A 15862-nucleotide genomic window follows, 5' to 3' on the forward strand; every position below is an offset into this window, starting at 1 on the left:
ATGTAAAATTGCACCCGGAATTTTTGCCTGCAAATGTTTGGAGGGAGTGAGTATATGTCTGAATGTCGCAAAAAGAACAACAACGTCTTTTTTTAATCATGGAATAGGGAAAATACCAACACATCAAAAAATAGCAGGCTGCTTTTAAAACTATATCATTGCTATGTTCCGGGCGAGGGATATATGAAAGCCGGATTTTTTGTCTTTTCACTTTTTTTTTAAATATCACACAACTTTTAAAACATTACTGTCGCTTAAACGTCTGCCGGTATACCTGGTCATTAAACCAGGTCAGGAGTTTTTTAGATGAAAAATACCGAAACTATTACTTCCGTAAGCATTAATGACATCATTGCCCATACCGGCAGAACTAAACCTGAAAACAATTTTCATGTATTCAAAAGCAGTGAGCTCAGCAAAGCTGAAAAACCTTCAAAGCCGGTAAGGATCGATCATTTTATAATTCTGCTTGTTATTGAAGGAACTGCACAAGTAAGGATAAATCTTATTGATCATGTAATTCAAAAAAATGGCCTCCTGGTTATTACACCTAATACTATACATGAATTCAGCAGGAGCGCAGGGAATGATTTTATAGCAGTGGGTTTTGTTCCCGGATTCTTTGCCCGGGTGAATGTTAACAAACGGCAGTCAGATGCGTTTACTTTTTTTTCATCACAAAGCGATCCCTGTTTTCAGCTTACAGCAGAGGAAGCCGCAACACTGCATGAGCTGATGGTTTTATTATACAAAAAAGATCATACAGAAGAGGAGCATCCGTTTAAAGAAGAAGTGATACAGCATGCTTTTAATCTTTTTATGTTTGAACTGGCCGCCATTGCCAAAAAGCAGCGGGAAGGCCGGAGTTTTAAACTTACCCGTAAGGAGGAGATCATGATGTCTTTCTTAAAAATACTACCCGAACATTTTAAAGAAGAGCGCAGTGTGCAGTTTTATGCCAACCAGCTTTTTATAACCCCCAAGCATTTAACCAAAACAGTAAAGGAACTTACCAATAAAACCTGTGGCGAAATTATAGATGACATGGTAATTATGGAAGCCAAGGTACTACTGAATGATATGTCCCGCTCTGTAGCAAATGTTGCAGACAGCCTGCATTTCAGCGACCAGTTTTTCTTCAGTAAATTTTTTAAGAACCACACCGGGCTTACGCCTACAGAATTCCGGACAACCACATAAATTAACTGTACAGCAGCTCATTATCTTTAAATAGTAATATGGCCTGGCGAAAGCCGTTGCTGCCCTTTAAAAGCAGCTCCTGCTCAATACAAAAAGCAATTTTTTTTCTCTTTTAATAAAAATATTTGGTGGTCTGGAAAATTACACTGTAACTTTGCTTAACGGTGTTAAATTATTTAACCACAGTAAATGCCGGGAATATAATGGCCAGTAAAGAAAGAATACAGCGATTAAAAGATGAAACAAGGACTAATATCCTTGAAGCATCTATTGATATCGTAAAAGAAGAAGGCTGGCAGGCGTTGAGTATGCGTAAAATAGCTGAGAAGATCGAATATACAGCCCCGATCATTTATGAATATTTTGCCAACAAAGACGCCATACTGAATGAACTTACCCGGCAGGGCTATGTACAATTGGGCAAGCTAATGCAGGAAGCCAGGAATAAACTTACTGACCCTGCGGAACAATTGGAAGCGATGTGGCTGGCCTACTGGAATTTTGCCTTTGCCGAAAAGGAATTGTACCAGGTAATGTATGGGGTGGAAGTGAACTGCTGTGCTTTTCAAAATACCTGCCCGGATATGCAGGCACCTTCCAATATGCTTTGGGATAAAATTGAAGAACTGATCCCTGAGAGCAAGCGGACAGAGGATTATATATGTACCAAATATTACACCATGTGGTCGGTAGTGCACGGGCTGATTTCTATAAACATGACACGTCAGCAAACACCGGAGGGCATTAATGAACAAGTGCTGAAGGACGCCATCAGCAGCATTATTAACTCCATGAAGTAACTATATTTTTTTAAATACTAATTAACGCTGTTAAACCATTTAATAACGTTATAAAACTAACAGCAATGAACCAAAACTTTAAAAACCAACAACACTCACTTAGTCCCTGATAATAATCTCACCCGGTGATAACTCCCATTTTATTCTGACAATTCAACCCTTTTTTAATTAATACAAAAGCAGGGCAGGCCGTAATGATCCGGAAATTATTGCCTTTCTGCAAATACCGGCAGTTTATAAAAAGACTGTTTTTTTTAGACAAAATACTTAACACTGTTAAACAATTTAATTACGTTATGAACAAGCTATTACAATACAGCGCCATCATTTTTCTGGCCTCCTGCACAGCAAAATCAATGAATCAAATGCCTTCTACGCCTCCGTCACTTCCGGTGGTAAAGATCGTTGCCAACCAAGCCACTACCTGGCAGGAGTACCCGGCATCTGTTGAAGGGGCTACCAATGTGGAGATACGGCCACAGGTTAGCGGCTACCTGGAAAAGATCTACGCAGAAGAAGGCGCCTGGGTATCTAAAGGACAGCCACTATTCAGGATCAATAGTGCAGCCTACAACGAATATTCCAACAATGCATCGGCATCCGTACAGGCAGCTGATGCAGCCATAGCAAAAGCACAGATTGAAGTAGACAGGTTAAAACCCCTGGTAGATAATAAAGTGATTGCCGAAGTGCAGCTGAAAACTGCCAAAGCAAACCTGGCTGCAGCCAAAGCCGCCCACGCACAGGCTGTTTCATCTAAGGGAAGTGCCGATATTAATGTTGGCTATACCTTAATAACGGCACCGGTTAGCGGCTATATCGGCCATATTCCCTACAAGCAGGGTAGCCTGGTGGGTAACGGGGAAGTATTGCCGCTTACAGTTCTTTCCGAAGTGAATACTGTACATGCCTATTTCGCCATGAGCGAAGCCGACTTTTTATCATTCGCTGCACAATACCAGGGAAAATCAACCGAAGAAAAGATAAAAAATATTCCTCCTGTTGACCTGCAACTGCCCGACCATACTGTTTACAACACCAAAGGAAAAATTGAATTGGTACAGGGACAGTTCGACAGAACTTCCGGCACTATCAGCTTCAGGGCTTCATTTCCTAACCCGGAAAAGATATTGCGTTCAGGCATTACCGGTAAGATACTCATCCCTTCGCTGCACAAAGACCAGTTACTGGTGCCACAGGAATCTACTTATGAATTGCAGGATAAGATATTTGTTTTTGCAGTAGGCGACAGTAATAAAGTAGCCAGTAAACAAATAACGGTTAACGGCAAAAGCGGTAACAATTATTTAGTGAGCAAGGGGCTTACCAGCGGCGAAACCATTGTGTACAGTGGTATACAACGCCTGCGGGACGGAGCAGTTATTACGCCGCAGCAAATACCGGCAGACAGTGTGCTACAGGCTTCACTTATAAAATAAACAGGCAGAAAAATAATCACTAACGGTCAGGAATAATTGTAAATGCAGGCTTTGCCGGCATAATGGCAAAATATTACATCAACCTGGCCATCTAATTTAAATTATATGTTCAAAAAATTTATAGAACGCCCGGTTCTTTCCACAGTTATATCTATACTGCTGGTATTACTGGGCATCGTGTCACTGTTATCGTTACCCATCACCCAGTTTCCGGATATAGCACCGCCTGCGGTACAGGTAACAGCCAATTATCCCGGCGCCGGTGCCGAAGTAGTGGCCCGTTCGGTAGCCACTCCGCTGGAAGAAGCCATCAACGGGGTGGAGAATATGACCTACATGACTTCCAACTCCAACAACGATGGTACCATGACGCTGAGTGTGTTTTTTAAATCAGGTACAGATCCGGACATTGCATCTGTTAACGTACAAAATCGTGTAGCCAAGGCCAATAGTTTACTGCCCCCAGAAGTATTACAGGCCGGGTTGAGTACACAAAAACAACAGAACAGCATTATTATGGCAATTGCCTTATACAGTAAAGACACTGCTTATGACGAAGCCTTTTTACAGAATTATGCCAAGATCAATATAGTACCGGAGATACAACGTGTACATGGCGTAGGGCAGGCCACCATCTTTGGTTCAAAAGATTATGCCATGCGTATATGGCTGAAGCCCGACAGGCTTGCGGCCTATAACTTATCGGCACAGGAAGTAATGGCAGCTATCAAAGAACAAAACCTTGAAGCCGCACCGGGCAAATTCGGCGAAGGCAGCAAGGAATCTTTTGAATATGTGATCAAGTACAAAGGCAAACTGAATAAAAATGAAGATTACGAAAACATCATTCTTAAAAGCAATAACGACGGGTCGGCAATAAAGCTTAAAGATATTGCCAGGGTAGAGTTTGGCTCATTCAGTTACACTGCAGCGGCTACGGTTGATAAAGGTCCTTCAACCGGTATCATTATCTACCAGACTGCCGGTTCCAATGCCAATGATATACTTACTGAAGTAAACAGGATCATGGAAGGTGTAAACAAAGCATTACCCAAAGGCATCAAAACATTTGTTCCTTATTCTTCAAAAGAATTTTTAGATGCATCAATAGAAAAAGTAAAACGTACCCTGATAGAAGCATTTATCCTCGTGTTCATTGTGGTATTTATTTTCTTACAGGATTTTCGCAGTACACTTATTCCCGCAATTGCAGTACCCGTGGCTATCCTGGGCACCTTCTTCTTTATGCAGTTGTTTGGTTTTACCATTAATTTACTTACCTTATTTGCATTGATATTGGCCATTGGTATTGTGGTGGATGATGCGATAGTGGTTGTGGAAGCAGTGCATACAAAAATGGAAACAGAACATTTGCCTGCCAGGGCAGCCACCATTAAAAGTATGGGTGAAATATCCGGCGCTATTATTTCCATCACCTTGGTGATGGCTGCAGTATTTGTTCCTGTTGGTTTTATGCAGGGCCCCGCAGGTATTTTTTATAAACAGTTTGGCTTTACATTGGGAATAGCCATTCTTATCTCGGCATTGAATGCGCTTACACTCAGTCCCGCTTTAGCTGCATTATTTCTGAAAAACCAGCACCATGGCGATCATCAATCCAAAGGATTTAAAAAACGGTTCTTTAGTGCTTTTAATGCAGGTTTCACTAATGTAACCAACCGCTACGGTAACAGCCTTAAGTTTTTGATCAAAACAAAATGGATCGCATTAACAGGCCTTGTTATTATCACCATTGGTACAATTGTATTGGTAAAGCAAGCACCTACAGGATTTATTCCTACAGAAGATCAGAGCATCTTTTTGTATTCATTGAACATGCCTGCGGGAGCTTCGTTGGAACGTACAAAAAAAGTGGTGGAAAAAGTGGACAGTATTATTGCTACCGTGGAAGCTGTTGAAAAATCTTACAGTGTAGCAGGGATGAATATTATTACCAACGCCACAAGCCCTATCAGTGCACTGGCCTTTGTAAAATTAAAGAAACCGGGAACAAGGGGCAAAACAGAAGATATCAACAAGATATTGGGCGAAGTAAATCAAAAACTCGCCGTTATTTCTGCCGCAGATCTTTTCACCTTTACCTTACCAACCGTACAGGGGTTTGGTAATACCAATGGTTTTGAAGTGTTGCTGCAGGACAGGGCGGGCGGCAAACTGGAGGACCTGAGCAGTACAGCTTATGGCTTTATTGGTGAGCTGATGAAACGTAAAGAGATCGCTTATGCCTTTACCACGTTCAACACCGGCAACCCTCAATACAAAGTAAATATTGATGAAAGTAAGGCCAAACAACTGGGTGTTTCCATAAGTGAGTTGCTGCAAACATTACAGGTGTATTACGGTAGTTACCAGGCATCGGATTTTAACCGCTTTGGAAAACAATATAAAGTAATACTGCAATCGGATATTGCTTACCGTATTGATCCATCCACATTAAATGATGTACAGGTAAAAAACAATACCGGGCAAATGATCCCTGTAAAAACATTGTTATCATTAGAGAAAGTATATGGCCCCGAAACAGTAACAAGGAACAATCTTTTTAATGCAGTAACTATTAATGGTGTACCTAAACCCGGCTTTAGTTCAGGCGAGGCTTTAAAAGCAGTGCAGGAAGTGGCGGCTGCTTATTTACCAAGGGGCTATGCTTATGAATGGTCTGGCTTAACCAGAGAAGAACAACAGGCGGGTTCACAAACCACCTGGATATTCATCATGTCACTGGTGTTTGTATACTTTTTACTGGCAGCACAATACGAAAGTTATATACTTCCGTTGGCAGTTATCTTATCGGTGCCTACCGGTTTGCTGGGTGTATTTGCCTTTATCAGTTTTGCAGGCATAGAGAATAATATTTACGTACAGGTGGGGCTTATCATGCTTATTGGTTTGCTGGCAAAAAATGCCATCCTTATAGTGGAGTATGCCGTACAAAGAAGAAAGGCAGGGCTTTCAATTAAGCATGCCGCTATTGAAGCAGCAAGGTTGCGCCTGCGGCCTATATTAATGACATCTTTTGCATTTATTGCAGGATTGATACCATTGTTAACTGCAACAGGTGCATCTGCGATGGGTAACCGCTCAATAGGTACCGGTGCAGTAGGAGGGATGCTGACAGGGGTGTTGCTGGGTATCTTCATTATTCCGGTGTTGTTTACTGTATTTCAGTTTCTGCAGGAAAAAGTCAGCAGCAAAAAAATAGTAGAAAAAGATAACTGGATAGAGGACAGGTTAGACCATGTTAAATAGGCTATCCGTAAAAATAAATAATCAGCCTGCTAACGGGCAGGGTTAAATGAAAAAATATGAACACAAAAATAAGAACATATATTCCTTTACTGGCGCTGCTGATACTGGCTGCCTGTAAAGTAACAGAGAAAAATACTGTGCCGCAGGCAGCTTTGCCGGCAACCTACAGAAATGCTGCAAATACAGATACAGCAAATATTGCCGGCATTCAATGGAAGAACTTTTTTACTGATGCTGCTTTGCAAAAATTAATAGATAGCGCCATTACGAATAATTATGACATGCAGGCTGCGTTAAAAAATATAGCATCTGCTCAATTAATAGTAAAGCAAACTAAACTCGGGTATTTGCCCGAAGTAAAATTGCAGGCGGCAGCGGGTATTACCCGGCCATCTGATAATAGTTTAAATGGTTTAAGTTTAAGCCAGTACCTGGGCAAATCTTATGTGGAAGATTATAATATCAACGCTGCTGTTTCATGGGAGGCAGATATTTGGGGAAAGATAAAAAACCAAAAAGCCAAAGCCCTTGCAGAATACCTGCAAACAACCGAAGCTAAAAAAGCAATACAGACAAATGTTGTGGCTCTTGTAGCCAAAGGATATTACAATTTACTGATGCTGGATGCACAGGTTGATATTGCCCGTAAAAATCTTCTGTTGAATGACAGCACCCTGCACATCATTACATTACAATACCAGGCCGGCCAGGTAACATTGCTTGCCGTTCAACAGGCAGAAGCACAGCGGCTGGTAGCAGTACAACTGCTGCCATTCTTACAACAAAATATTGCCATCCAGGAAAATGCATTGAGTGTATTGACCGGTATACAGCCGGGAGCTGTTGAGCGTAACGTTTCTATCAACAATATTACATTTACAGATAAATTATCTTCAGGGTTGCCATCAGCGTTAGTAGGCAACAGGCCCGATGTAAAAAGTTATCAACTGGCATTGGATATTGCCAATGCAAAAACGGGTATTGCAAAAGCTGATATGTATCCTGCATTAACCATTACCGCAGCTGGTGGCCTTAATGCTTTTAAGGCAAGTAACTGGTTTAATATCCCTGCATCATTGTTTGGAACTGTTGCAGGAGGCATCACACAGCCGCTGTTTCAGCGTAAACAATTAAAAACAAAATACGAACTGGCAAAGCTCGATAGAGAAAGATCAGTGATCCTGTTCAGGCAATCGGTGCTTACAGCTGTAGGGGAAGTGTCTGATGCATTGGTGAAGACGGATAAACTGAAAGAGCAACAGGATATTGCACTAACAAGGGTGAGTACTTTAAAGCAGGCGATTATCAATTCAGATCTGTTATTCCGGAACGGTATGGCCACTTATCTTGAAGTGATAACAGCCCAGGGTAATGTATTGCAGGGAGAACTGGAACTGGCGGCACTTAAGAAAGACCGGTTGAATGCAGTGGTGGAATTATATAAGGCACTGGGAGGAGGATGGAAATAAGCAGGAAATGGTAAGGCAACGGTGGCAAAGTTGTATGTCTGAACACGGATGATACGGGTTGAAGTGATGGTCACTGATGATAAAGTGAATTATTGAATAAAATGATCTTTTGCCGGAAAAAATTATTTACAAGCCGTTCAATCTCTGTCATCCGTGTTCCGGCATTTCCCGCTTTATTCCGGGAAAGTGGATAAACCTAATATGCTGATGCTACCGGTAGTTCGATAAATTATATTTGTATATCCAAATAACCAACTAATCTTTAAATGCAGAAAACAGCTCCCATAACTTCTGTAAGTATCAGCGAACTGATATCTTATACCGGGCGGAAGAAAATGGTCAATGATTTTCATTTATTTAAAAGCAGTGATTTAACCAGGGAGAAAGAGCCCTATGTACCTGTAAGGATCGACCATTTTATTATAATACTCACGCTTGGCGGTACGGCTCATGTGCGGTTAAATCTTGTAGATTATCATACTGAAAAAAATGGCCTTTTAATTATTACACCCAATACCATACATGAATTTGTTGATCAGTCGGATAATTCCTTTATTGCCATGGGCTTCGTTCCCGGGTTTCTTTCGCAAACAGGCGTAAACAGGAAACATGCCGATGCCTTCACTTTTTTTTCATCGCAAAGCGACCCTTATTATTTACTGGCCGATCATGAAGCTGCAGCCCTGTCGCAGATCATGCTGTTGCTGCACGAGAAGGACCGATACGATACGGAACACCCTTTCAGGGATGAACTGATCAGTCATGCCTTTAACTTGTTTATGTACGAGCTGGCGGGAATCTCAAGAAAGCATCGCAACGAAACAGACTTTAAGATCACCCGTAAGGAAAATATACTGATGTCGTTTTTAAAAGTTTTACCGCTGCATTTTAAAGAAGAACGCAGCGTACAGTTTTATGCCGGCCTGCTTTTTATTACCCCCAAGCATTTAACAAAAACGATAAAGGAACTTACCAATAAAACCTGTGGCGAATTAATTGATGAAATGGTGATCATGGAAGCAAAGATCTTGCTTAATGATCCGTCTTTATCTATTGCCAATGTAGCCGACCATCTTCATTTCAGTGATCAATTCTTCTTCAGTAAATTTTTTAAAAAACATACGGGCTTTACGCCTTCTGAATTCAGAATATCCCATTAGGGAATAACTTTTCTTGCACACGGATGATCGGGATCAGATGGATTTTACGGGCTTCTTTTAGTTCAGGAGTTTATTGAATAAAATCAGTCACCTTAAAATCGGATGTACATTGTAGTTGCAGCTTTGCAGCATAAAATTCCCTGTTTATCTGTTCTGCCGGTATCATCCGTGTTCTTTTTGCTCCATTCTGACATATTATAAGTACTTTAAAACATTTTTCTGCAATTATTTTGCTGTAATTTTACACTACATAAATATAGTAACATGCAGCAAAGCAATGAAAAGATGACGGGCAGGATCATATTGGTTGCAGGTGGAACAAGCCCTGTGGGACTAGGTATTGTACGTTATTTTTTAGAGCAGGATGCCACATTAATAGTGCCTGCAAAAAGTTTACACGAGATCAATAAGTTAAAAGAAAGTGTAGCTGATATAAAAGACGGTACACTAATAACCCAGTTAACGGAGCTGCCCGATTATGACTCAGGGTTTGATATTGCAGAAACAATCGTTGAGCGGTTTGGCAAGATAGATATTGGCATTGCCATATTTAATGGTATGCCATGCAATATGGAGTTAACAGAACTGCATATCAGCGACTGGCAGAATATGATGGATAATGAAGTAACCCCTTTCTTCGTGTGTGCAAGACTGATATTACGTACTATGAAGGAAAACAGCGAAGGCCTTTATATCAGTGTATGCGACAGCAGCCTGCTTAAGCAGGAAAATCTATGCCCTTTATCAAAGATTGCTGCCAATACCAAAATGGAGATGTCGAAAATATTTGCTGACGAAACAAAAAAGCATAACGTTAAATACTACCATCTTTGGGTAGACCAGAACCTGGTTCCGCCATTAACTGCTGATACGCCGGAATATACTTCGGTAGTAAGCAGCGAAATGATCGGTAGCCGTATCCAGCAATTGTACTTCTGTAAGGCCAGCAGGCCCGATGATATTTTTCAAATGTTTCAGGAAACCAATACGGTACAATAGAAACGCACTTTCTTTTATTTCAATCCTCTCATTGGTTCGCCTTAGGTGGCGTTACCGGGCTACTCCCTTTTTTACTCTGCCCGCTTACCGGTAAAATTTACATTCATGCAATCAACAGTTGCCGGCTACACCATGTGTAATAGCCGGCGGTATTTTATATGTCATTAACTCCTTCCTCAGGTTGGGAATAAAGGCTTGCAATTAGGCCTGTGAAGCAATTTAAGTGGCCTGTTTATTTGAAGCCATTCAGACATATCAATACGCCATACAGACATTGACAAGCCGGTTTTACTGTCGCAATTTTGCTTTCAATCAGACAGACGGGAATTGAATGGCCATCCATACAAATTCCTGGTTATTTCTTTATCAACACTGGAGATTTTTCCAAAGCAAAATAAAAATCAATGGAGAAAAAATTACAGCACCGGGTTACTGCTTTTAAAGATGCTTCCATCATCAGGGAAATGGGTATCTATCCTTATTTCCGCGTAATACAGTCGGGACAGGGTACGGAAGTAATGCTGAATAATAAAAAAGTTTTAATGTTCGGTTCTAATTCCTACCTGGGATTAACCAACCACCCCACGATAATAGCAGCTGCAAAAAAAGCCACTGAAAAATACGGGACCGGTGTGGCAGGCTCCCGTTTTTTAAATGGTACACTGGACATTCATATTGAACTGGAAAATAAACTGGCCTTATACACCGGTAAGGAAGCTGCTATCCTTTTCAGTACAGGTTTCCAGGCCAACCTGGGCGTACTCTCCAGTATAACCGGGCGCAATGATTACCTGATACTGGATGAATATGATCATGCCTCAATCATTGACGGCAGCAGGTTGTCATTTTCAAAAGTGATCAAATACGGGCACAATGATATGGCCAGCCTGGAATCAAAACTATCACATCTTCCTGCCGATGCAATGAAACTGATTGCAGTAGATGCTATCTTCAGCATGGAAGGCGATATCGCCAGGCTTCCGGAAATAGTAGCGCTTGCTGATAAATATGGTGCCAATATCATGCTGGATGAAGCCCATAGTTTAGGCGTAATCGGTAGTAAAGGCGCAGGCATCGCTTCTCATTTTGATCTCACCGGCAAGGTGGATTTAATTATGGGCACCTTCAGTAAATCACTGGCTTCATTGGGTGGATTTATTGCCGGAGATGCAGATGTAATTGATTATCTGAAACACAAGGCACGCTCACTGATCTTTAGTGCAAGCATGACGCCTGCTGCCGCCGCCAGTGTAATTGCTGCATTGGATATCATACAAAATGAACCTGAGCGTATTGAAAAACTCTGGGATAATACCGCTTATGCAAAGCAGCTATTTGACTATTATGGTTTTGATACAGGACAAACTGAAAGCCCCATCATACCGGTGTATATCAGGGATAATTATAAAACATTCCTCTTTACAAAAAAATTACTGGAGGCCGGTGTTTTTGTAAATCCTGTGGTATCGCCTGCAGTTTCATCAGATAGTTCGCTTATCAGGTTTTCATTAATGGCAACACATACTTTCAGCCAGGTGGAGGAAGCCCTGGAAAAATTTAATATCACCGCTATAAAATTAGACATTAAGCACTTGCTTCAAAAACAGGAACTATGATCTACGTAGAAGAAGTAAATACAAAAAGCAAGCTGAAATCATTTATTGATTTTCCGCATGAACTGTATAAAGATGATGCCAATTATGTGCCTGAACTTTTTATTGCACAAAGAGACCTGCTTACACCCGGCAAACATCCTTTTCATCAGCATTCAGCTATACAGCTTTTTTTGGTACATGAAAACCTGCACATAAAAGGAAGGATAGCTGCTATACTTAATAATAACCACAATAGTTACAATAATACTTCAGATGGTTTCTTTGGTTTTTTTGATTGTGTGAACGACCAGGAAATTGCGAATACTCTTTTTACTGCCGCAGCAAACTGGTTACGTGCAAAAGGAGTAACCAATATCACAGGCCCGGTAAACCCTTCTACTAATGAACCCTGTGGTTTACTGATTGAAGGATTTGATAAACCTGCTGTGGCCATGATGGTATATAACAAACCTTATTACGGTAAACTCCTGGAAACATTCGGGTTTACAAAAAACGTAGACCTGCTGGCTTATGATATTGCTATCGATAATATTAATGACAGGCCGGTAAAACTGGAAAAGACATTAACAGAAAGGTTACAACGCAAGAATATTACCATACGCACTTTAAATATGAAGGACTTTAAAAACGAGGTCGCCAAAGTAAAGGAAGTATATAATGCAGCATGGGATAAGAATATGGGCTTTGTTCCATTTACAGATAATGAGTTTAATTATTTAGCCAAAGATTTAAAACTGATCGTGGATAAAAAATTATGCCTGCTTGCCGAGCATGATGGTAAACTGGTTGGTTTTGCATTGGCCATTCCCGATATCAACCAGACATTGATAAAAGTTAAACGGGGAAGGTTATTACCCACGGGCATCATAAGATTATTACTGGGGTTGAAGAAAATAAATAACGTAAGGGTAATTGCATTGGGGGTAATAGAAGGGTATAAAAAACAAGGCATAGAAGCTTGTTTTTATGCAGGCATCATTAAACGGGCTGCAGAAAGAAAAATGCGTGGCGGCGAAGCCTCATGGATACTGGAACACAACGATCTTATGAACAGGGGCATTACAAATATGAATGGCAGGCTGTACAAAAAGTACCGCATCTATAAAAAATCATTACATGCGTGAAAGGGTATTGATAACGGGGGCCAGCGGCTTTTTAGGGTTTCATCTTATTGAAGCGGCTCTTGCTGCTGGCCTTGATGTGTATGCAGCGGTAAGGAAGAACAGTGATGTAAAACACCTGCAGCATTTCAATATCAAATATACTTATCCTGATTTCAGCAGTATCACCAATATGAAAGCTGAAATAGAAAATAAGCAATACCAGTATATTATTCATGCCGCAGGTATTACAAGAGCAGATAATAAAGAAAAATACAACCAGGTAAATGCAGAGCTCACTTATAAATTAGGTAAAGCTGCAGCAATGGCTGATACCGGTTTGAAAAAATTTGTTTTTGTAAGCAGCCTTGCAGCTGTTGGTCCATTACAACATACCGGAGGTATACTTACAGAACATTCAATACCCGGGCCGGTAACTTCCTATGGAAAGAGCAAATTGTTAGCAGAACAAAAGCTGGGTGATCTGGTACTGCCCTTGACCATAATACGGCCTACAGCAATTTATGGTCCCCGTGAAAAAGACATCTTCCTGCTTTTTAAAGCTATCAGCAGGGGGTGGGAACCATATATAGGAAAGCAGGCCCAGCAATTGAGTTTTGTATATGTAAAAGATGTAGCTGATGTAACTGTAAAAGCGCTGATGAGTAATTATCATAACAAAGTGTATCATATATCCGATGGGGATATTCATAACCGTTATGAATTAGCTGAACGTATAAAATTTTTACTGCACAAAAAAACAAAACAGGTTCATTTGCCACAATGGGCAGTAAAACTGCTGGCCGGGGTTTTGGAAATAACTTATGGAGCTTTTAACAGGGTGCCGGCATTGAACAGTGAAAAGCTAAGAGAATTAACTGCTGTAAACTGGAACTGCAGTATTGAAAAAGCTTACCTGGAGTTGGGATTTGAGCCTGTGTATGATCTTAACAGGGGCCTGGCTGAAACTGTTGACTGGTATAAAAAAAACAAATGGATCTGAATACATAATTTTTAAACAATAAAAACAAAAGATATGAAAGGATTTGTAACACCTGCCGAAGGAAAACTGGGCATCCTGATGCCGGGCCTTGGCGCCGTAGCCACCACCTTTATAGCAGGTGTGGAAGCTATTAAGAAAGACCTGGCCCAACCTTTTGGATCAGTAACTCAAATGGGAACGATCAGGTTGGGTAAAAGAACCGAAAACCGTCAGCCGAAAATAAAGGATTTTGTGCCGCTTGCCCACCTGGATGATATTGTATTTGGCGGATGGGATATTTATGAAGACAATGTGTACGAAGCTGCAGTAAAAGCAAAAGTGCTTGAACCTGGTTTATTAAACGCCATTAAACCGGAGTTGGAAAAAATACAACCCATGAAAGCGGTTTTTGATAAAAACTATGTTGCTAACCTGAGTGGAAATAATATTAAAAGCGCCGCCACAAAATATGACCTGGCGCTTGCCGTAATAGAAGATATTGAAAATTTTCAGCAACGTAATGATACCAGCCGCCTGGTGATGGTCTGGTGCGGTTCCACAGAAAAATATTTTGAAGAATCAGAAGTGCATGCCACTATTGAAAGTTTTGAAGCAGGGTTAAAGAATAATCATCCGCACATATCTCCCAGCATGATCTATGCCTATGCTGCCATAAGGCTTGGCGTACCTTTTGCAAACGGGGCACCTAACCTTACCTGTGATATTCCTGCATTGATCGATCTTGCAAAGGAAACCGGAACACCAATTGCCGGTAAAGATTTTAAAACCGGGCAAACATTAATGAAAACCGTTCTGGCACCGGGATTACAGGCCAGGGCTTTAGGGGTACGTGGCTGGTTCTCTACCAATATACTGGGTAACCGTGACGGTTATGTACTAAATAACCCGGAGAATTTCAGAACAAAAGAAGTTTCAAAACTGGGTGTGCTGGAAGATATTTTACAACCGGATATTAATCCTGAATTGTACGGCGACCTGTTCCATAAAATAAGGATTGAGTATTATCCACCGCATGGCGATAATAAAGAAAGCTGGGATAATATTGACATATTCGGGTGGCTTGGGTATTCGATGCAGATCAAAATAAATTTCCTGTGTAAAGATTCTATATTGGCTGCACCCATTGTACTCGATCTTGCCTTGTTTCTTGACCTGGCACAACGCTCCGGCATGAGTGGCATACAGGAATGGTTATCCTTCTATTTTAAATCACCGCAAACATTACCGGAACTAAGGGTGGAGCATGATATTTTTAAACAGCAGATAAAATTGCAGAACACTTTAAGGCATATCATGGGTGAGGACCTGATCACACATCTTGGACAGGATTACTATGAAGAACTTACATCCTTTGCATGAGGATCATTTACAAGTCAATAGCTACTGTATGCGGCATCGGGTATGTTGATAAGGGCGCAGGTTCTGTTGCTGCAGTAGCTTATTGCACTATTTTATTTTTCCTGGCTGCCTATGATTTGGTGTGGCAGCCGGTTGCACTGGTAATTATTTTAATCACAGGTATATGGAGTGCAGGAGCATTGGAAAAAATATGGGGGCATGACAGTAATAAAGTTGTAATTGATGAAGTGGCAGGTATGATGATCACCTTGTTGTTTATACCGGTTACCAGTACGTATTTATCCATTGGATTTATACTGTTTCGCTTTTTTGATATAGTAAAACCATTGGGAATAAAAAAAGCCGAGCAATTACCGGGCGGCTGGGGTGTTATGGCAGACGATGTGGTGGCCGGGATATATGCTCATTTGTTGCTGCGGCTTGTAATTGCATCAAATATTTTTTAAA

Annotated in this window: 12 protein-coding genes; all 12 read left to right on the forward strand. The window is 40.9% G+C overall.

All coding sequences use genetic code 11. The annotated features are described in order from the left end of the window. Window positions 1–306 precede the first annotated feature (306 nt). Window positions 307–1200 (forward strand): helix-turn-helix domain-containing protein, encoded by an 894-nt coding sequence (locus ACYVM0_RS00975; protein ID WP_460551106.1) that lies wholly within the window; start codon window positions 307–309, stop codon window positions 1198–1200. Window positions 1201–1364: 164 nt separating this feature from the next. Next, window positions 1365–2000 (forward strand): TetR/AcrR family transcriptional regulator, encoded by a 636-nt coding sequence (locus ACYVM0_RS00980; protein ID WP_460551109.1) that lies wholly within the window; start codon window positions 1365–1367, stop codon window positions 1998–2000. 296 nt (window positions 2001–2296) lie between these two features. Beyond that, window positions 2297–3439, forward strand: coding sequence for an efflux RND transporter periplasmic adaptor subunit (locus ACYVM0_RS00985; RefSeq protein WP_460551112.1), 1143 nt, complete (start codon window positions 2297–2299; stop codon window positions 3437–3439). 105 nt (window positions 3440–3544) lie between these two features. Beyond that, window positions 3545–6709 (forward strand): efflux RND transporter permease subunit, encoded by a 3165-nt coding sequence (locus tag ACYVM0_RS00990; RefSeq protein WP_460551114.1) that lies wholly within the window; start codon window positions 3545–3547, stop codon window positions 6707–6709. A gap of 56 nt (window positions 6710–6765) precedes the next feature. Further along, entirely contained in the window at window positions 6766–8178 is a 1413-nt protein-coding gene (locus tag ACYVM0_RS00995) for an outer membrane factor lipoprotein domain-containing protein (RefSeq protein WP_460551117.1), read from the forward strand. Between the two features lie 266 nt (window positions 8179–8444). Then, a complete protein-coding gene (locus tag ACYVM0_RS01000; protein ID WP_460551119.1) occupies window positions 8445–9338 on the forward strand; it encodes a helix-turn-helix domain-containing protein in 894 nt (297 codons plus the stop codon). A 264-nt stretch (window positions 9339–9602) separates the two neighbouring features. Beyond that, the gene (locus tag ACYVM0_RS01005; RefSeq protein ID WP_460551121.1) at window positions 9603–10337 is read left to right on the forward strand and encodes a Rossmann-fold NAD(P)-binding domain-containing protein; all 735 of its coding nucleotides are present in this window, start codon (window positions 9603–9605) and stop codon (window positions 10335–10337) included. Window positions 10338–10741: 404 nt separating this feature from the next. Continuing rightward, window positions 10742–11953 carry an aminotransferase class I/II-fold pyridoxal phosphate-dependent enzyme gene (spt, locus tag ACYVM0_RS01010; RefSeq protein WP_460551124.1) on the forward strand — a complete coding sequence of 404 codons (1212 nt, stop codon included), beginning with the start codon at window positions 10742–10744 and terminating at the stop codon, window positions 11951–11953. Continuing rightward, entirely contained in the window at window positions 11950–13077 is a 1128-nt protein-coding gene (locus ACYVM0_RS01015; protein ID WP_460551127.1) for a hypothetical protein, read from the forward strand. The genes spt and ACYVM0_RS01015 overlap by 4 nt, the downstream gene beginning before the upstream one ends. Next, a complete protein-coding gene (locus ACYVM0_RS01020; protein WP_460551130.1) occupies window positions 13070–14056 on the forward strand; it encodes an NAD-dependent epimerase/dehydratase family protein in 987 nt (328 codons plus the stop codon). The genes ACYVM0_RS01015 and ACYVM0_RS01020 overlap by 8 nt, the downstream gene beginning before the upstream one ends. A 33-nt stretch (window positions 14057–14089) precedes the next feature. Beyond that, window positions 14090–15415: an inositol-3-phosphate synthase gene (locus tag ACYVM0_RS01025; protein WP_460551133.1), complete on the forward strand. Its 1326-nt coding sequence runs from the start codon at window positions 14090–14092 to the stop codon at window positions 15413–15415. Continuing rightward, a complete protein-coding gene (locus ACYVM0_RS01030; protein ID WP_460551136.1) occupies window positions 15412–15861 on the forward strand; it encodes a phosphatidylglycerophosphatase A family protein in 450 nt (149 codons plus the stop codon). Before ACYVM0_RS01025 ends, ACYVM0_RS01030 begins: the two co-directional genes overlap by 4 nt. Window position 15862: the final 1 nt, after the last annotated feature.

It is taken from the genome of Ferruginibacter profundus (assembly GCF_054783275.1).